Source organism: Fluviibacterium sp. S390, from assembly GCF_049800695.1.
GTDB lineage: Bacteria > Pseudomonadota > Alphaproteobacteria > Rhodobacterales > Rhodobacteraceae > Meridianimarinicoccus.
Genome location: NZ_JBNAFN010000009.1, coordinates 87301 through 103352, shown reverse-complemented (window position 1 = coordinate 103352; position 16052 = coordinate 87301). Strand labels below are relative to the sequence as shown.

Here is a 16052-nt window from a genome sequence, read left to right as displayed (position 1 = left end):
ACGGCGCGCATCAGCGATCGATCTCCCCGAACACCACGTCGAGCGAGCCGATGATGGCGGCCACATCGGCCAGCTGGTGGCCGCTGGCCATGTAGTCCATCGCCTGCAGGTGCAGGAACCCCGGTGCGCGGATCTTGGAACGGTAGGGCTTGTTGCTGCCGTCGGCCACAAGGTAAACGCCGAATTCGCCCTTGGGCGCTTCGACGGCGGCATAGACCTCGCCCTCGGGCACGTGGAAGCCTTCGGTATAGAGCTTGAAGTGATGGATCAGGGCTTCCATCGAGGTCTTCATGTCGCCGCGTTTCGGCGGCGCCATCTTGCCGCGGGCCATGACCTCGCCGGGCTCGTTGCGCAGCTTCTCGCAGGCCTGCTTGATGATCTTCAGGCTTTCGCGCATTTCGGCCATGCGGACGAGGTAGCGGTCGTAGCAGTCGCCGTTCTTGCCGATGGCGATCTGGAAGTCGAACTCGTCATAGCATTCATAGGGCTGGCTGCGGCGCAGGTCCCAGGGCAGGCCCGAGCCGCGTACCATGACGCCCGAGAACCCCCAGTCGAGGATGTCCTGTTCGGTTACGATGCAGATGTCGGCGTTGCGTTGCTTGAAAATGCGGTTCTCGGTCAGCAGACCGTCGATGTCGTCCAGCACGCGCGGGAATTCATCGGCCCATGTGTCGATATCCTCGATCAGTTCGGGCGGCAGATCCTGGTGCACGCCGCCGGGGCGGAAATAGGCCGCGTGCAGGCGGGCGCCGCAGGCACGCTCGTAAAACACCATGAGCTTTTCGCGTTCCTCGAAACCCCAGAGCGGCGGCGTCAGCGCGCCCACGTCCATGGCCTGCGTGGTCACGTTCAGCAGGTGGTTCAGGATGCGGCCGATCTCGGAGTAGAGCACCCGGATCAGCGAGCCCCGGCGCGGCACCACGGTGCCGGTCAGCTTCTCGATCGCCAGGCACCAGGCATGTTCCTGGTTCATCGGCGCCACGTAGTCGAGGCGGTCGAAATACGGCAGGTTCTGCAGGTAGGTGCGGCTTTCCATCAGCTTCTCGGTGCCGCGATGCAGCAGGCCGATGTGGGGATCGCAGCGTTCGACGATCTCGCCGTCCAGTTCCAGCACCAGGCGCAGCACGCCGTGGGCCGCGGGGTGTTGTGGCCCGAAGTTGATGTTGAAGTTGCGGATCTTCTGTTCGCCTGTCTGGGCGTCGTCGAAATTCGTTCCGTCCATGTCCTCGCCCTCTCCTAGTCTTCGGCCCGGGCGGCCATCACCCAAAGCAGCACGATCAGCCCGAAGGGGATCAGCGCCGTCAACGCCCAATACGGGTTCACCCGGTAGTGGGGCAGCAGTTTGAAAAGCGGCACGATGGTCAGCGCGCTGAGCACCAGGAACCAGAGCATCTGCATCAGGCACCCTCCCCCGGACGCTTGGCGGCGACGCGTTTTTCGAAACGCTCTTTCCCGATCAGGCCGCGCAGGTGCCGGCCCTCGCCGATCAGGTCGTGACCATCGTGGCCGCGCACCTTGAACCAGATGAAATTGCCGTCGATCGACTGCACCTCGGTGTCCACCGTGACCGTCAGCCCCGGCGGGGTCGGTGCGCAATGGGTCAGATCGAAGGCGGTGCCCAGCGAGCATTCGCCGTCTTCGTAGAACGGCGCCAGCTGTTCGACGCAGGCCCATTCGAACAGGCCGATCATATAGGCGCTGGCCAGCACGGCGGGCATGTCGTCCATGACCCGTGCATCCGGGAACAGCCGCGGCACCACTTCTTCAGGGCGGATCACCCGGCTGAAGGTGGCGCGGGCACCTATTTCGAGACCGGGCTTCATCAGGCGTCCTTTTTCTCGTCGCCGGGAAGGATGTATTCGGCCCCTTCCCAGGGCGACATGAAGTCGAACTGGCGGTATTCCTGAACGAGGTTCACCGGCTCATAGACCACGCGCTTTTTCTCTTCGTCATAGCGCACCTCGGTATAGCCGGTGGTCGGAAAGTCCTTGCGCAGCGGATGGCCGCGGAACCCGTAGTCGGTCAGCAGGCGGCGCATGTCGGGGTGGCCGGAAAAGATCAGCCCGAACATGTCGAAAACTTCACGCTCGAACCAGTTCGCCGCCGGATAGACCGACACCAGCGAGGGCACCATCTGATCCTCGCGCACGGCGAACCGTACGCGGATCCGCTGGTTCTGGTACATCGACAGGAAGTGGTAGACCACGTCGAACCGCTTGTCGCGCGCGGGATAATCCACGGCGGTAATGTCCACCAGCGACGAGAAGCGGCAGGTCTGGTCGGTCTTAAGATAGTCGCAGAAGGCCAGCAGCGAGGCCGGGGTCACGGTCACGGTCAGTTCGTCGAAGGCGATCTCGGTGCTGACCACGCAATCGGGGCGTGCCAGCTCGATATGCGCCGCCAGTTCCTGAAGCTGTTCGGTCATGTCCTTGGTCCTCTGGGCGATGCGCGGTTAGCGGATAAGGGTGCCGGTGCGGCGGATCTTCCGCTGCAACTGCAGGATGCCATACAGCAGCGCCTCGGCCGTGGGCGGGCAGCCCGGCACATAGACATCCACCGGCACCACGCGGTCGCAGCCACGCACGACGGAATAGCTGTAGTGATAATAGCCGCCGCCATTGGCGCAGGAGCCCATGGACACCACGTAGCGTGGCTCGGGCATCTGGTCATAGACCTTGCGCAGCGCCGGGGCCATCTTGTTGGTCAGCGTGCCCGCGACGATCATCAGGTCGGACTGGCGCGGCGAGGCACGCGGCGCTGTGCCGAACCGCTCCATGTCATAGCGCGGCATGGCGGTGTGCATCATCTCGACGGCGCAGCAGGCCAGCCCGAAGGTCATCCAGTGCAGCGAGCCGGTGCGCGCCCAGTTGATGATGTCCTCGGTCGAGGTCAGCAGGAAACCCTTGTCTTGCAGTTCCTTGTTCAGGCCCTGCGTGGCGACTTCGCGGTCCGGGCCCGCGGCGTTGGCTGCGGTGCTCACTCCCATTCGAGCGCCCCCTTCTTCCATTCATAGGCAAAGCCGATGGTCAGAACCGCAAGGAACACAATCATCGACCAGAACCCCACCATCGAGATGTCCTTGAAGGCCACCGCCCAGGGGAACAGAAATGCCACTTCCAGGTCGAAGATGATGAACAGGATCGCGACCAGGTAGAAGCGGACATCGAATTTCATGCGCGCATCGTCGAATGCGTTGAAGCCGCATTCATAGGCGCTGACCTTTTCGGGGTCGGGATTCTGCACCGCCAGCAGGGCGGCGGCCAGGATCAGGACCAGACCTAGTGCCACGGCAATGCCCAGAAAAACAAGGATGGGCAGGTACTCTCGAAGCAGTTCGTCCATACCGGATTGCCTCCCGCGTAGCTTTTACGACCGTTGTGGCCTTGGACTTACTCCCCCCCATCGGGGCGGTCAACTCGCCACCCAAATGGATATCCAGCTAAAATCACTATTAATCAATACCTTGTCGTTCGACCTTGGTGCTTAGCGCCGTAATGACGCAGGACCTTGAACCAATATCCCCGCGCGACTCGCCGTGCGCAGCCCAGGGCAAGCCCGCAACACCTGACGTTGACTCGGTTACGATGTGAAACCCACAGTGGTTAACAGGCTGCGCCCGGAGGTCCCATGAGCCCGCTACTCGGAATTGCCGTCAATATGCTTCCCGGACTGGCCAAGCGCCTGACGCGAGGTTCCAGACCCGAAACCCAGGATCTTGTAGAGACCGTTGTACGCGAGGTGCTGAACACGGACGATCCGCAGGAAGCCGCCCTGCGGTCGGAAGATCCGCAGCTGTCGGGCGAGTTGCGCCTGCGGCTGGCCGAAATCGAAGCCGCCGCCGACAAGGCCGATCAGGAGGCGCAGGAAAAACTGCGCCAGGCCCAGCTTGAAAAGCTGCGCCTGGATATCCAGGCGGCGTCGGAACAGCGCGCCGGACAGCTGGACGAACTTGAAAAGCGTCTGGACGACAAGCAGGACGCGCGATCCACCATGGTGGATCTGAACAAGTCGGGCAGCTATCTGGCCTGGGGTCCGGTGCTGGTGTCGACGGTGGTGGTGGTGGGGTTCTTCGTGACCCTGATCTCGCTGGTGTTCCTGGTGAAGAACGGCACCGCCAACGCCACCGAGGGCGCGGGACAGTTGATCCTGCAGATCCTCAACATCGCCGTGGGCGCGCTGACAGCGGGCTTTGCCACGGTTATCAGCTTCTGGCTGGGATCCTCGAACGGATCCCAGAAAAAGGACATCAACGCGGCGCAGGCGCAAAACACCGTGGCACAGATCCAGAAGGACAATGTGCGGGCCACGCAGGCGATGGTGGATGCGCAGAACAGGCAGACGGCCGACCTGATCCAGCGCATGTCCACCGCGGCGAACCCGGCCCCGGTCATGGCTGCGGCCGCAGGCGGCCCCAAGGCCAAGGACGCGCGCCAGTTCGTCAAATGCCTGGACATCATCTTCATGCACGAAGGTGGCTATGCAGATCATCCCGAGGATCCGGGCGGCGCCACCAACATGGGCATCACCCACAAGACACTGGCAGCATGGCGCGGTCAGCCGGTCACCAAGGACGACGTGCGCGACCTGACTCGCGAGGAAGCCGGAGAGATCTACCGGGCCAACTACTGGAACGCGCTGAGCTGTGACGGCCTGCCCGCCGGGGTGGATCTGGTGGCTTTCGATTTCGGCGTGAACGCTGGGGTTCGGCGGTCAGCCAAGCTGTTGCAGAAGCTGGTGCATGTGGAACAGGATGGTCAGGTCGGCCCGATCACCGTGGGCGCCGCACAGACGCTGGAGGCCGAACACATCATCAACGCGTTCAGCGACGGCCGGATGGAGCATTACCGCAGCCTGAAAACCTGGGACACCTTCAAGAAGGGCTGGACCCGGCGCACCACCGAGACCCGCGCCACGGCTTTGGAAATGTCCAAGAACGGCTGAACCGCGTCACGGCGCGTCAGCCAACCATTCCCGGAAGTCCAGCACCCGGTCCGCGGTCATGCCCAGCTTGCAGTCGGCACCGATGAGGCTTCGGATCGTGCCCGAGCTGAAGCGCTGATACTGCCAGGCACACTCGGCATCACGATAATCCACCCAGGCCCGCTGCGCTTCCAGCAAGCGCGCGCTGTAGCCGCCCTCGGCCCCGGCATCCTGCGCATCCTGCGCCTCGGCCAGCGCCTGCACCTCGGGCCAATAGGCGTTCAAAAGCGCCTCCCAGGCCTCGATTTCCTTTCCCAGACATTCGACGTCTCCGGCGGTGGAGCTATCGCCGCTGGCCTCGGAACAGGCTGCGTAGACCGTTTCGACACAGTCTTGCTGATCGTCTCGCAGATCGCTGGCCTCGACGCAGGCGCGCAGGTCGCCCACGGCATCGGCATGGGCTGGGACGGCAAGACCGGCCAGAAGGGCGGCAAGGGCTAGGGGGGAGCGCATGGGCGACCTCACGGGGCTGTGGGTTCAAGGGGATGGCGGGCGGTGGATTGCACCGCGATCACCTCATCGCGGATGATGCGGGCAATCAGGGTGCAATCGTCAAGGCTGAAGGTCAGGGGCAGGCGCATGTCCAGAAGCCCCGCCAGTATCCGATCCGTTGCCGGTTGCCGAACGGGATCGGAATAGCTCCAGTGCTCATATCGCGACGTGAAGCCCGTGGGTTGCGGTGCGCCGAACCATTTCAACTCCACCCCCCGCGCCTTGCAGCGGGACAAGACCGCCGCGATGGCCTCGGGCGGCCAGTCCGGCAGGCGGAACTGGATCGATGAGCCGACATAGGCCTCGGCCTCGGGACGGGCGATCAGGGTCAGGCCGGGGGTGTTTCGCAAGCCGTCTTCCACCCTGCCATAGCGCGCGTTCCAATCAGCACAACTGGCATCCAGCGTAGCCAGCTGCGGGCGCAGAAGTGCGGCGCGCAGGTTGTCCATGCGGCACGACATGTTGGGGATTTCGGCCGGGTTGTCGGGATAGGCATCGCGCGATGGTCCCGCCGGGTGCCGGTCGAAGAACATATAAGCCCCCGACAGGATCGTGGCGCGGGCCATCAGGGTCGCATCGTCGCTGGTCAGAAAGCCACCCTCGCCCGAGTTCATGTGCTTGTAGGTCTGGGTCGAGAAACAGGCCACGCGGCCATGCTGGCCCGAGCGCACGCTGTTCCAGCGCGCCCCCATGGTGTGGGCGCAATCCTCGATCACCGTGACCCCGGCGGCGTCGCAGATCTGCATCAGCCGGTCCATGTCGCCCAGATGGCCGCGCATATGCGACAGCAGCAGCACCCGCGCCTGCCCGATCTTGGCGGACAGATCGTCCAGATCGATCACCAGGTCCCCGGTCACTTCGACGTACACCGGGCGGGCACCGACGGCAGCCACGGCACCCGGCACCGGCGCCAGGGTGAAGGCGTTGGTCAGCACCGCCTCGCCCGGCTGCACGCCTGCAGCCCGCAGCGCCAGCGCCATTGCCGCCCCGCCCGAGGCCACCGCCAGACAATAGCGCGCGCCCTGCCAGGCGGCGTATTCCTGTTCCAGCAGCCCCACCTCGCCCGGTTCCGCGCCCACAAGGTTGTAGCGGTGCAGTCGCCCCGATTGCATGACCCGCAGCGCCGCCTGCTGCGCGGCCTCGGGGATCGGGGTTTGCTGGGTGAAATTGCCGGTGAAGATTTCGGTCATGGCAGAACGCTCGCCCATGCGGCCGGGTCGGTCAAGGGTTGGCCGCGCTTACGCGGGGGCGGGCAGAAGCGGCGCCAGCACCGTTTCCAGATCGCCATAGCCGCTCAACAACGCCTCGGGCGCAAGATCGGACACCGCCATGCCGTCCGGGCCAAAGGTCACCAGAATGCAGGGAATGCCGGCCGCCCGCGCGGTGTCGCGGTCGGTCTCGGTATCGCCGATCAGCACCGCGCGCGCCGGATCGCCGCCGGCCAGACGCACCGATTCCCGGAACGGCAGCGGGTCGGGCTTGCGCACCGGATAGGTGTCGGCCCCCACCAGCGCGTCGAACAAATCGGCCACCCCCAGACGATCGAGCAATTGCCGCGCCAGCCCCTCGGGCTTGTTGGTGCAGATGGCGGTGCGATAGCCCGTGCTGCGCAACCGGGTCACGGCCTCTACCGCGCCGGGATACAGGCAACTGTGCGTGTCGATGGCCGCGCCGTAAGCCTCGAGCAGGATCGGGTATCCGGCCTCGATGTCAGCCGCGCCATAGCCCAGCCCGGCCCGGTCGAAGCCAAGCGACAGCATCGCCCGGCCACCGCGAAAGGCGGTGGCTTGATCGGCCTCGGGGCTGAGCAGATCACCAAGGCCCCGGGAACGGAACACGGTGTTGGCGGCAGCGATCAGATCGCCCGAGGTATCGGCAAGCGTGCCATCCAGATCGAAAACCACGGTCGGCATAGGCAACTCCTTCGTTGGTCCTGCGTGCGATACCGCGTGGCGGCCGTGATGGAAACAGCCCTGGGTTAATCTTCACGTTATACAACACAGGACTTGCCCAAGACGGCCATCAACAATACGTCTTTGGCATGACAGCCCCGTTGATAGATCCCTTCGCCCGCCCGATTTCATACCTCCGGGTCTCGGTCACCGACCGCTGCGACTTCCGCTGCGTCTATTGCATGGCCGAAAACATGACCTTCCTGCCGAAGAAAGAGCTTCTGACGCTGGAGGAGCTGGATCGCATGTGCACCGCCTTCATCGGGCTTGGCGTGCGTAAGCTGCGCATCACCGGGGGCGAGCCGCTGGTTCGGCGCGATATCCTGACTTTCTTCCGCGAGATCTCGCGCCATCTGGACAGCGGCGCACTGGACGAGCTGACGCTGACCACCAACGGCTCGCAACTGGAACGTTATGCATCCGATCTGGTGGCCTGCGGCATCAAGCGGATCAATGTATCGCTCGACACGCTGGACGAGGCGAAATTCGCCCGTGTCACCCGTTGGGGCCGCCTGCCCCAGGTGCTGCGCGGCATCGATGCGGCCCAGAAGGCGGGGCTGCGGATCAAGATCAACACCGTGGCGCTGAAGGGCTTCAACGAGGACGAATTGTTCACCCTCGTGGACTGGTGCGCCGCGCGCGACATGGATCTGACCTTTATCGAAGTCATGCCGATGGGCGATCTGGGCGACGAGGATCGCATCGGTCAATACTGGTCGCTGGAAGATGTGCGGGCGCAACTGGCCACCCGCAGCCCGCTGACCGACCTGGCCGAGCGCACCGGCGGCCCCGCCCGCTATGTGCGCCTGGAAGAGAGCGGCCAGAAGATCGGGTTCATCACGCCGCTGACCCACAATTTCTGCGAAAGCTGCAACCGCGTGCGGCTGACCTGCACCGGCGAGTTGTACATGTGCCTGGGGCAGGAAGACTGGGCTGATCTGCGCAAGCCGCTGCGCAACCATCCCAAGGACGACGCGCCGCTGCGGGCGGCCATCCGCGCCGCCATCGCGCGCAAGCCCAAGGGCCATGATTTCGACTATTCCCGGCAGGAAGTCGCGGGCCAGATGACCCGGCACATGAGCCACACCGGCGGCTGAGCCCGGCTCAGACCGCCGCCGCGCGCCCTTCCAGCCAGTCCCGGCAATCGGGCGGCAATTCGCGCGCCGCAACCTGATCGTAAAGTGTCAGGTCGTCCCCGGCCAGCACGTCCTTCCAGCGCCCGTTGGTGCCCTTGTTGATGAAGGTGCGTGCGCCATCCCTGAACACGGCCTCGTTCCCGGTCGAGATCTGCGTGGCGGCGCGGCGCATGGATTTGAAGCTGACCGCTTCGGCAATGTCGCGGCACATCTCGCTGGAACAGGCGATGTTCAGATAGGCGGCGATCCCGGCAATCTCGGCGGATGTGTCGGCCAACAGGTCGTTGAAATGCACGAAGCGGATGTTGGGCAGGTCGCGGAAGGCCCACCATGACCGGATATGGGCCATGTTGCCCCAGAACGGATAGCCTTCGTTTTCCCACGCGAACCAGCCCCGGCTGATCCAGTCCCGAAATCCCTGGCCGATATCCCCGTCACAGCGCGGCAGGGGCGCGCCGACAAGGTTCTCGCACCCGGCAAGCTGTGCCAGCGCCATTTCGGTGTAGTTTGAGTAGTGGTTCCAGAACGACATGAACACATCGCGCGGGTCGCGCCCGATCACCAGATACTGCGCTTCGGGATCGAAGGCCGTGCCATCCGCCGGCAGATGCGATTTCAGGCAGCGCCGGTGAGTCTGGGCCGCCAGTTTCGCGACAAGATCGTCAATCGGCGGCGGTCGGAAATCGACCCATGGCGAAAACTCCCCCAGTTCCCGCGGTTGCAGATCCTGAAAGATCAGGTGCAGCACGATAGTCTGCGTCCAGGTGGTGCCGCATTTGTAGGGCGTGGTGATGATGATGTCGCCCGCGCGCCGATAGATCCTGTCCCAGCGCGTGCTGTCCAGATGGTGATTCTGATAGACGCGCGTGCGCCTTGGCAGGTTGGGCCGGGACATCGTGCTGTTTGGCCTAGGCCAGTGGCAAGCGCGCTTCGGCCAGTTCCGCCCACCACGAGCAGCCCGCCGGGATCGCCTCGTCGTTGAAGTTGTAGTCTGGATGGTGCACCGCCGCGGTATCGCCATTGCCCACCAGCACATAGGCGCCGGGTCGGGCCTGCAGCATATAGGCGAAATCCTCGCCGCCCATGACCAGCGGCGCCTCGCCGCAATCGCCCGACACCTTGCGCGCCGCTTCTGCCGCGAATTCGGTTTCGCGCGCGGCATTGACCATCACCGGGTAGCCTTCGATATAGGCAACCACGGCCCGCGCACCGGCAGCGGCAGCGATGCCTTCGGCCACCGCGATCAGCCGGTCGCGCACCTGCACCCGCACGCCTGCGTCCAGCGTGCGCACCGTGCCGCGCAGATCGACGTGCTGCGGGATCACGTTGTGCGCCTTCGAGGACGACTCGATGCTGGTCACCGACACAACCGCCTGATGCACCGGGTCGGTGTTGCGGCTGACGATGGTCTGCAGCGCCATCACGATCTGGCTGGCGGTAACGATGGGATCCACGGTGTCATGCGGCTTGGCGGCATGGCCGCCCTTGCCCTCCAACCGGATGTTGAATTCATCGGTCGAGGCGAAGAACGGCCCCGGCCGGATCGCGAAACTGCCCACGGGCTGACCGGGCCAGTTGTGCATGCCGTAAACCTCGTCGATGCCGTAACGGTCCATCACCCCTTCCTCGACCATCACCCGGCCGCCACCGCCACCCTCTTCGGCGGGCTGGAAGATCACCACCACGGTGCCGTCGAAATTGCGGGTCTCGGCCAGGTATTTCGCCGCCCCCAGCAGCATGGCGGTATGGCCGTCATGGCCGCAGGCGTGCATCGCCCCCGGCACGGTCGAGGCATAGTCCACCCCGGTGGTTTCCTGGATCGGCAGCGCATCCATGTCGGCGCGCAGCCCGATGACCCGCCCGCGCGTGTCGCTGCGCCCTTTGATGACGCCCACCACCCCGGTCCGGGCGATCCCTTCTTCCACCGTGTCGCAGCCAAAGGCACGCAACTGTTCGGCCACCAGCGCGCCGGTGCGATGGGTGTCGAACATCAGTTCGGGATGGGCGTGAATATCGCGGCGGATGGCGGCGATCTCGCCCAGCATTTCAGAGAAACGGTTCTTGATTGGCATGACGGCAGGCCCCCTTGTTCAGGATCAATCTAGGCCCGCTGCGGCCCGGTTGCCAGTGGGCGCATGGGATGTCCCTAGTGAAAGCGTTTCTTGATCCGTTCCACCATGTACCAGACCAACGCGATGACCGGCGGAGTCACCAGCGCGGCCAGCCAGGTCTTGGACAGCCCCAGCCCATAGCCCAGCGGCCCGACGATATAGAGCGCAAGGTTGATCGCGTAATAGCTGATTGCCACCACCGACAACCCCTCGACCGTCTGTTGCAGCCGCAATTGCACATCGGCGCGCTGGTCCATGCTTTCCAGCAGCTTCTGGTTCTGGGCCGAGCGTTCCACATCGACCCGGGTGCGCAGCAACTCCCCCGCACGGGTGGCACGCTCGGTCATCCGGGTCAGCCGCGCTTCGCAGGACGTAACGGTGCGCATCGCCGGATCGAAGCGGCGCATCATGAATTCGCCCAGCGTCTGTTGGCCTGACCGGCGCTCTTCACGCAGCGCCCGGATCCGTTGGGTCACAAGCGCATCATAGGCGCGCGTCGCGCCGAAGCGGAAGCTGGCCCGCGCCGAGAGGTTCTCCAGGTCGGCCGAGCTTTTCAGCAGCGAATTCAGCGTGCTTTCCGAAGGCCGATCCTCGTTGCTCATATCGGCGATCAGGGTCGACAGGTCGTTCTCGACCGCGTTCATGTGCTGGTTCAACTCGCGGGCCATCGCCAGCCCCAGCATCGACATCGACTTGTAGGTCTCGATCTCGCACAGGCGCTGCACGATGCGGCCGATCCGGTTCGGGCCGGTTTCGGGCCGGGCAAACACCGCCATGCGAATATGGCCCTGCGTGTCGATGCGAAAGTCGCTGGCCACGATCGCCGCGTCGTCGACCACATGGCTGCAGGCGACGCTGTCATTGACGAACCACTCTGCCAGCTTGCCGTCCAGGTCGGTCTCGGGGGTCAGGGTTTCGACCCGCACCAAGGCCGAGGTCACACGCACCCCGGGAATTTTCTCCAGCCAGTCGGCGGGAAACAGGTGGAAATCCTGCCCGGTGAAGGGCACCGCCGCCAGCCCGTCCGAGAACAGGGTGTAGGACACGAACTCGGTATGGCTTTCCCATTTCAGCATGTGCAGGCCGATGGCGCCGAAATAATGTGTGGCGTTGGGCTGCGGATGCTGGGCACCGAAGCGGTCCAGAAGATCCAGCAGATGCGCGCGATCCTCGTCCCGATCCCGCGCGGCGGCGTTGTCGGGACGCTTGAACGCCAGAAACAGCGCACGGCTGGGCGCTTTCAGCGACGGAAACGGGCGCGCGTGCAACTCGTTGGAGAGCGCATAGCGCAGCTCATGATCTTTCATGTCGGGGTTCTCTGGCCTCGGCGGCAATGGCAGGGGCGGCCCCCGAAGGCGCCGCCCGTCCGGATCACTTGGGTTTCTTCAGCTCGGTCATCGCCTCGTCGACCTGACCCTTCAGCTGGGTATAGGCCTCTTCGTTGGCGTCGCGCGCGCTGTCGGCCAGCTTGCGCATCAGCACCAGGGCCTTTTCCACGGCCTCGCCATAGGCTTCGGTGCGCTTGGAAATCGCGTCCGGTCCGGTGGTCTCATCCATCCAGGCCGTATGTTCGCGCGCCGCGCTGGTCATCTGGCCGAAAACCTCCATCTGCTTTTCCAGCAGATCCTTGTAGGCAGCGGCGGCGGCCTTATTGGCGTCAACCATGGCTTCGAAGTTCTTGCGGTTCATGTCGAACACACCCGACATGTCGAAGGCCGGGCTTTTCGCCGGTTCGAACGCCGAGAACATGCGGTTCGGATCGAAATACTTCTGCACGTCGTTCGGGTCGAACATCTTGAACATCTGGCTGAAATCGTATGGATTCTTCATCACGTCGGTTTTCCCCCATTCTTCCACGGGCATTCCGGAACCAGGTTCCGTCCCGCAGTGAACCATAAACAGCTTCGTCCCGCCAAGGCAGAGGAAGGCCCGTAGTGCGACAGAATCACACTGGCGCGAGCCGCCTGTTGCCCGTTTGCGAATTGCCGTATCCGCTGGGGCGGACCGGCCACATCCCGCGACCGGCGCTGGAGATTGCCCGATGATGACACCGCCCCTGCCCCTGACCCGCGACCTTGTTCTGGTCGGTGGCGGCCATACCCATGCGCTGGTTCTGCGCAAATGGGGCATGGCGCCGGTGGCGGGCGTGCGGCTGACGCTGATCAATCCCGGCCCGACCGCGCCCTATTCGGGCATGCTGCCGGGGCATGTGGCAGGGCATTACAACCGCGCCGATCTGGACATTGACCTTGTACGGCTGGCGCGTTTTGCCGGGGCGCGGCTGATCCTGGACGCGGCCACCGGCATCGATCGCGATGCGCAAGAGGTCCATGTCGCCGGGCGGGCGCCGGTGGCCTATGATCTGGTTTCGGTCGGCGTGGGCATCACCTCGGACATGCCGGTGCTGCCGGGGTTTGCCGAGCATTGCGTGCCGGCCAAGCCGCTGGGCCCCTTCGCGCGCCGCTGGGCCGCGTTCGTCGAGCAGACCGAGACGACAGGCACCCCGGCCCGCGTGGCGATCATCGGCGCCGGTGTGGCCGGGGTCGAACTGGCCCTGGCGATGGCCCACCGCCTGCACGCCGCCGGGGTTGCCGCGCCCGAGGTCACGCTGGTCGAGGCCGCCGCGCCGCTGGCCCTTCTGCGACCCAGGGCCCAGGCGCTGTTGCTGGATCGGCTGACCGATGCCGGGATCGCCCTGCGCGACAACTGCCGCATCACCCATGTCACCGAGGGCGCGCTGCATCTGGACGACGGCGTCCCGATCCCCTTCGATTTCTGCGTCGGCACCGCCGGCACCCGGCCGCATCCCTGGATCGCCGGGACCGGGCTGGAACTGACCGACGGCTTCATCAACGTCGGCCCCGACCTGCGCAGCCTGTCCGACCCGCTGATCTATGCGGTGGGCGATTGTGCCCATCTGACCCATGCACCCCGCCCCAAGGCCGGGGTGTTTGCGGTGCGCGAGGCGCCGATCCTCTATGACAACCTCAAGGCCGATCTGACCGGGCAGTCGCGCCGCCGCGCTTATGCGCCACAACGCGACTACCTCAAGCTGATCTCGCTGGGCGGCAAGGACGCGCTGGTCGAGAAAGGCCCGGTGACCCTGGCCGCACCCTGGTTGTGGCGGCTGAAGAACAAGATCGATCAGGACTTCATGGAGAAGTTCCGGACCCTGCCTGCGATGGAAATCCCGCCCCTGCCCCGCGTCACCGCCGCCGGGGTGCGCGAGGCGGTGCAGTCGCGCCCGCCGCTGTGTGGCGGCTGCGGGGCCAAGGTCGGACCGGCGACGCTGGCCCAGGCGCTGGCCCGCCTGCCCGAAACCGGTCGCCAGGATCTGACCTCGCGCCCCGGCGATGACGCGGCGATCCTGGATCTGGGCGAAGGCCGGTTCCAGGTGCTGACCACCGATCACCTGCGCGCGGTGCTGCCCGATCCCTGGCGCATGGCACAGATCACCGCGTTGCACGCGCTTGGCGACATCTGGGCCATGGGCGCGGCACCGCAGGTGGCGCTGGCCAGCCTGATCCTGCCCGCCATGCGGGACGAGATGCAGGCGCGCACCCTGTCCGAAATCACCGAGGCTGCCAGTGCCGTCTTCCGCGCTGCCGGGGCCGACCTGGCCGGGGGCCACACCACGCAGGGTGCCGAGCTCAGCCTGGGATTCACGGTCACCGGGATTTGCGACCGCCCGCCGATCGAGTTGTCCGGCGCGCAGCCCGGCGACGCGCTGATCCTGACCCGCGCGCTGGGGTCCGGCACCCTGCTAGCCGCCGAGATGCGCGGGCTGGCGGCGGGGGCGGATATGGCAGCGCTCTATGCCACGCTGGTCCGGTCGCAGGCGGATGCGGCGGCACTGCTGGCACCGCTGGCCCATGCGATGACCGATGTGACGGGCTTCGGGCTGGCCGGTCACGCGCTGGCGATGGCGCGCGCCTCGGGTGTGGGCCTGACCCTCGATCCCGCGGGGCCGGCACTCTACACGGGCGCCGAGGCGCTGGCGGCCGGTGGTGTGCGGTCGTCACTGTTCACGGCGAACCGGGCCCATGTGCTGCCGTCGATGGAAGGGTTCGATGACGGCCCGCGCAGCGCACTTCTGTTCGACCCGCAAACCTGTGGCGGCTTCCTGGCCGCTGTACCTGCCAGCGCAGCAGAGGGCGTGGTGCACCGCTTGCAGGCCATGGGCCATGCGGCCCGGCAGATCGGATCGGTGGGCATCGCGCCCGCTGGGATCATCCGCGCGGCGCGCTGACTGCCTGCTCCAGTGCCGCCGCGATGCGCGGCAGGGCGTCGGTCAATCCTTCGGGGGTCAGCGTTTCCAGGTCCACACAGGCCGTCGCCGCGCAGTCATGGCGCGCCGAGGACCGCCGGTAGCGCGGATCGTAGTGCTGCGCCATCAGCCCGGCGGCAACCTCGCCATAGGCCCCTTCCGCCACCTGCCCTTGCCAGGACGCGACCTGTGCTGCCCCGTGCAATCGCTGAAGCTTGCCGATGGTGGCGGCGAAACGCGCCGGGGCGGCCAGAAGATCAGCATAGGCGGTGAGGAAGAAGTCGGCCCGTGCCGCCAGGGGCGCCGCCAACCGCACGCGCGGTGCCGCGCACATGGCCGACCAGACCTGCGGCGGCACGATCAGGTTGCCAACCTTTGAGCTTTCGGCCTCGACCACCACCGGGCGGGCCGGATCGAACCCGCAAAGTGCCTGCGCGATGGCGCCTTCAAAGGCCTTCTGGCTGGGCTGCGGGTCCGCCCGTCCGCCGAAGATCGAGCCGCGATGCCGGGCCAGCCCCTCCAGATCCAGAACCTGCCAGCCAGATTGCGCCAGAAGCTGCAGCACCTCGGTCTTGGCGGTGCAGGTCATGCCGTCCAACACCACCAGCGGCGGCGCAATCGGCTGGTCATACAGCGCGCGCACCACCAGCCGGCGATAGCTGCGATAACCGCCCTCCAGCGTTTCGGCGCGCCAGCCGACTTCTTTCAGCAGCCAGCCGAACGTGCCCGACCGCTGGCCGCCGCGCCAACAGTAGACCAGCGGCCGCCAGCCGCCTTCGCGGTTGGCAAGCGGGCCTTCCAGATGCGCGGCGATATTGCGGATGACCAGGGCCGCGCCCATCTTGCGGGCGCCGAAGCGGCTTTCCTGCACGTACATGGTGCCGACCCGGGCGCGTTCTTCATTGTTCAGCACCGGCAGGCTGAGGGCGCCGGGCAGGTGATCCTCGGCAAATTCAGCAGGCGAGCGCGCGTCGATCAGATCGTCGAAGCCCGCCTTGGACAAATCGCGCAGATCATTGAGGAGAAAAGCCATACCTGCGCCTAGCACAGGCTGCCGTGACATGGGAAGCGGATGCGCCCGCCGCCCATTCGCCCATGGGCCGCAAAGCGGCGG

17 protein-coding genes are annotated in these 16052 nt (G+C 65.6%); 3 read left to right on the top strand and 14 right to left on the bottom strand.

Annotation, left to right across the window (positions count from 1 at the left end):
* Positions 1–10 precede the first annotated feature (10 nt).
* From ACP15K_RS09575 to ACP15K_RS09550, 6 genes are read right to left on the bottom strand one after another with little or no spacing between them, the layout of a single operon-like run.
* Entirely contained in the window at positions 11–1222 is a 1212-nt protein-coding gene (locus ACP15K_RS09575; protein WP_424990384.1) for an NADH-quinone oxidoreductase subunit D, read from the bottom strand.
* A gap of 14 nt (positions 1223–1236) precedes the next feature.
* Positions 1237–1398, bottom strand: coding sequence for a hypothetical protein (locus ACP15K_RS09570; protein ID WP_193141770.1), 162 nt, complete (start codon positions 1396–1398; stop codon positions 1237–1239).
* A complete protein-coding gene (locus tag ACP15K_RS09565; protein WP_424990383.1) occupies positions 1398–1823 on the bottom strand; it encodes a thioesterase family protein in 426 nt (141 codons plus the stop codon). Before ACP15K_RS09565 ends, ACP15K_RS09570 begins: the two co-directional genes overlap by 1 nt.
* A complete protein-coding gene (locus tag ACP15K_RS09560) occupies positions 1823–2425 on the bottom strand; it encodes an NADH-quinone oxidoreductase subunit C (protein WP_424990382.1) in 603 nt (200 codons plus the stop codon). The genes ACP15K_RS09565 and ACP15K_RS09560 overlap by 1 nt, the downstream gene beginning before the upstream one ends.
* Positions 2426–2452: 27 nt before the next feature.
* Positions 2453–2986 (bottom strand): NuoB/complex I 20 kDa subunit family protein, encoded by a 534-nt coding sequence (locus ACP15K_RS09555; protein ID WP_193141773.1) that lies wholly within the window; start codon positions 2984–2986, stop codon positions 2453–2455.
* Positions 2977–3342, bottom strand: a complete 366-nt coding sequence (locus ACP15K_RS09550) for an NADH-quinone oxidoreductase subunit A (protein WP_193141774.1) — start codon at positions 3340–3342, stop codon at positions 2977–2979. Before ACP15K_RS09550 ends, ACP15K_RS09555 begins: the two co-directional genes overlap by 10 nt.
* 285 nt (positions 3343–3627) lie before the next feature.
* Between ACP15K_RS09550 and ACP15K_RS09545 the strand changes: the two genes are divergently transcribed.
* Entirely contained in the window at positions 3628–4941 is a 1314-nt protein-coding gene (locus tag ACP15K_RS09545) for a glycosyl hydrolase 108 family protein (RefSeq protein ID WP_424990380.1), read from the top strand.
* A 6-nt stretch (positions 4942–4947) separates the two neighbouring features.
* Here ACP15K_RS09545 and ACP15K_RS09540 read toward each other — a convergent pair whose 3' ends face one another.
* The 3 genes from ACP15K_RS09540 to ACP15K_RS09530 are packed head-to-tail and all read right to left on the bottom strand — an operon-like array spanning position 4948 to position 7385.
* On the bottom strand, positions 4948–5433 hold the full coding sequence (locus ACP15K_RS09540) for a lysozyme inhibitor LprI family protein (protein ID WP_193141776.1): 486 nt from the start codon (positions 5431–5433) through the stop codon (positions 4948–4950).
* An 8-nt stretch (positions 5434–5441) separates the two neighbouring features.
* The gene (locus tag ACP15K_RS09535) at positions 5442–6662 is read right to left on the bottom strand and encodes a DegT/DnrJ/EryC1/StrS family aminotransferase (protein WP_193141777.1); all 1221 of its coding nucleotides are present in this window, start codon (positions 6660–6662) and stop codon (positions 5442–5444) included.
* A 48-nt stretch (positions 6663–6710) separates the two neighbouring features.
* Positions 6711–7385 (bottom strand): HAD-IA family hydrolase, encoded by a 675-nt coding sequence (locus tag ACP15K_RS09530; protein WP_424990379.1) that lies wholly within the window; start codon positions 7383–7385, stop codon positions 6711–6713.
* 128 nt (positions 7386–7513) lie between these two features.
* On the opposite strand from ACP15K_RS09530, the gene moaA reads away from it, so the two are divergent.
* The gene (gene moaA, locus ACP15K_RS09525) at positions 7514–8521 is read left to right on the top strand and encodes a GTP 3',8-cyclase MoaA (RefSeq protein ID WP_193141779.1); all 1008 of its coding nucleotides are present in this window, start codon (positions 7514–7516) and stop codon (positions 8519–8521) included.
* 7 nt (positions 8522–8528) lie between these two features.
* Here the strand turns inward: moaA and ACP15K_RS09520 are convergent, their stop codons facing one another.
* From ACP15K_RS09520 to ACP15K_RS09505, 4 genes are all read right to left on the bottom strand, one after another.
* Entirely contained in the window at positions 8529–9455 is a 927-nt protein-coding gene (locus tag ACP15K_RS09520; RefSeq protein WP_424990378.1) for a sulfotransferase domain-containing protein, read from the bottom strand.
* A 13-nt stretch (positions 9456–9468) separates the two neighbouring features.
* A complete protein-coding gene (locus ACP15K_RS09515) occupies positions 9469–10632 on the bottom strand; it encodes a M20 aminoacylase family protein (RefSeq protein ID WP_424990377.1) in 1164 nt (387 codons plus the stop codon).
* Positions 10633–10706: 74 nt separating this feature from the next.
* Entirely contained in the window at positions 10707–11978 is a 1272-nt protein-coding gene (locus tag ACP15K_RS09510) for a DUF3422 family protein (RefSeq protein WP_193141782.1), read from the bottom strand.
* Positions 11979–12042: 64 nt separating this feature from the next.
* Entirely contained in the window at positions 12043–12501 is a 459-nt protein-coding gene (locus ACP15K_RS09505; protein WP_226925871.1) for a phasin family protein, read from the bottom strand.
* A 211-nt stretch (positions 12502–12712) separates the two neighbouring features.
* Between ACP15K_RS09505 and selD the strand changes: the two genes are divergently transcribed.
* Complete coding sequence (gene selD, locus ACP15K_RS09500; protein WP_424990376.1) at positions 12713–14920, top strand: selenide, water dikinase SelD; 2208 nt, start codon at positions 12713–12715, stop codon at positions 14918–14920.
* Here the strand turns inward: selD and mnmH are convergent.
* Positions 14901–15971 (bottom strand): tRNA 2-selenouridine(34) synthase MnmH, encoded by a 1071-nt coding sequence (gene mnmH / locus ACP15K_RS09495; RefSeq protein WP_424990374.1) that lies wholly within the window; start codon positions 15969–15971, stop codon positions 14901–14903. The two genes, selD and mnmH, sit on opposite strands and share 20 nt — an antisense overlap.
* Between the last annotated feature and the right edge of the window lie 81 nt (positions 15972–16052).

Excerpts from the sequence above, each read along its gene's own strand:
- ACP15K_RS09575 (WP_424990384.1), bottom strand. The coding sequence starts at position 1,222 with ATGGACGGAACGAATTTCGACGACGCCCAGACAGGCGAACAGAAGATC.
- ACP15K_RS09570 (WP_193141770.1), bottom strand. The coding sequence starts at position 1,398 with ATGCAGATGCTCTGGTTCCTGGTGCTCAGCGCGCTGACCATCGTGCCG.
- ACP15K_RS09565 (WP_424990383.1), bottom strand. The coding sequence starts at position 1,823 with ATGAAGCCCGGTCTCGAAATAGGTGCCCGCGCCACCTTCAGCCGGGTG.
- ACP15K_RS09560 (WP_424990382.1), bottom strand. The coding sequence starts at position 2,425 with ATGACCGAACAGCTTCAGGAACTGGCGGCGCATATCGAGCTGGCACGC.
- ACP15K_RS09555 (WP_193141773.1), bottom strand. The coding sequence starts at position 2,986 with ATGGGAGTGAGCACCGCAGCCAACGCCGCGGGCCCGGACCGCGAAGTC.
- ACP15K_RS09550 (WP_193141774.1), bottom strand. The coding sequence starts at position 3,342 with ATGGACGAACTGCTTCGAGAGTACCTGCCCATCCTTGTTTTTCTGGGC.
- ACP15K_RS09545 (WP_424990380.1), top strand. The coding sequence starts at position 3,628 with ATGAGCCCGCTACTCGGAATTGCCGTCAATATGCTTCCCGGACTGGCC.
- ACP15K_RS09540 (WP_193141776.1), bottom strand. The coding sequence starts at position 5,433 with ATGCGCTCCCCCCTAGCCCTTGCCGCCCTTCTGGCCGGTCTTGCCGTC.
- ACP15K_RS09535 (WP_193141777.1), bottom strand. The coding sequence starts at position 6,662 with ATGACCGAAATCTTCACCGGCAATTTCACCCAGCAAACCCCGATCCCC.
- ACP15K_RS09530 (WP_424990379.1), bottom strand. The coding sequence starts at position 7,385 with ATGCCGACCGTGGTTTTCGATCTGGATGGCACGCTTGCCGATACCTCG.
- moaA (WP_193141779.1), top strand. The coding sequence starts at position 7,514 with ATGACAGCCCCGTTGATAGATCCCTTCGCCCGCCCGATTTCATACCTC.
- ACP15K_RS09520 (WP_424990378.1), bottom strand. The coding sequence starts at position 9,455 with ATGTCCCGGCCCAACCTGCCAAGGCGCACGCGCGTCTATCAGAATCAC.
- ACP15K_RS09515 (WP_424990377.1), bottom strand. The coding sequence starts at position 10,632 with ATGCCAATCAAGAACCGTTTCTCTGAAATGCTGGGCGAGATCGCCGCC.
- ACP15K_RS09510 (WP_193141782.1), bottom strand. The coding sequence starts at position 11,978 with ATGAAAGATCATGAGCTGCGCTATGCGCTCTCCAACGAGTTGCACGCG.
- ACP15K_RS09505 (WP_226925871.1), bottom strand. The coding sequence starts at position 12,501 with ATGAAGAATCCATACGATTTCAGCCAGATGTTCAAGATGTTCGACCCG.
- selD (WP_424990376.1), top strand. The coding sequence starts at position 12,713 with ATGATGACACCGCCCCTGCCCCTGACCCGCGACCTTGTTCTGGTCGGT.
- mnmH (WP_424990374.1), bottom strand. The coding sequence starts at position 15,971 with ATGGCTTTTCTCCTCAATGATCTGCGCGATTTGTCCAAGGCGGGCTTC.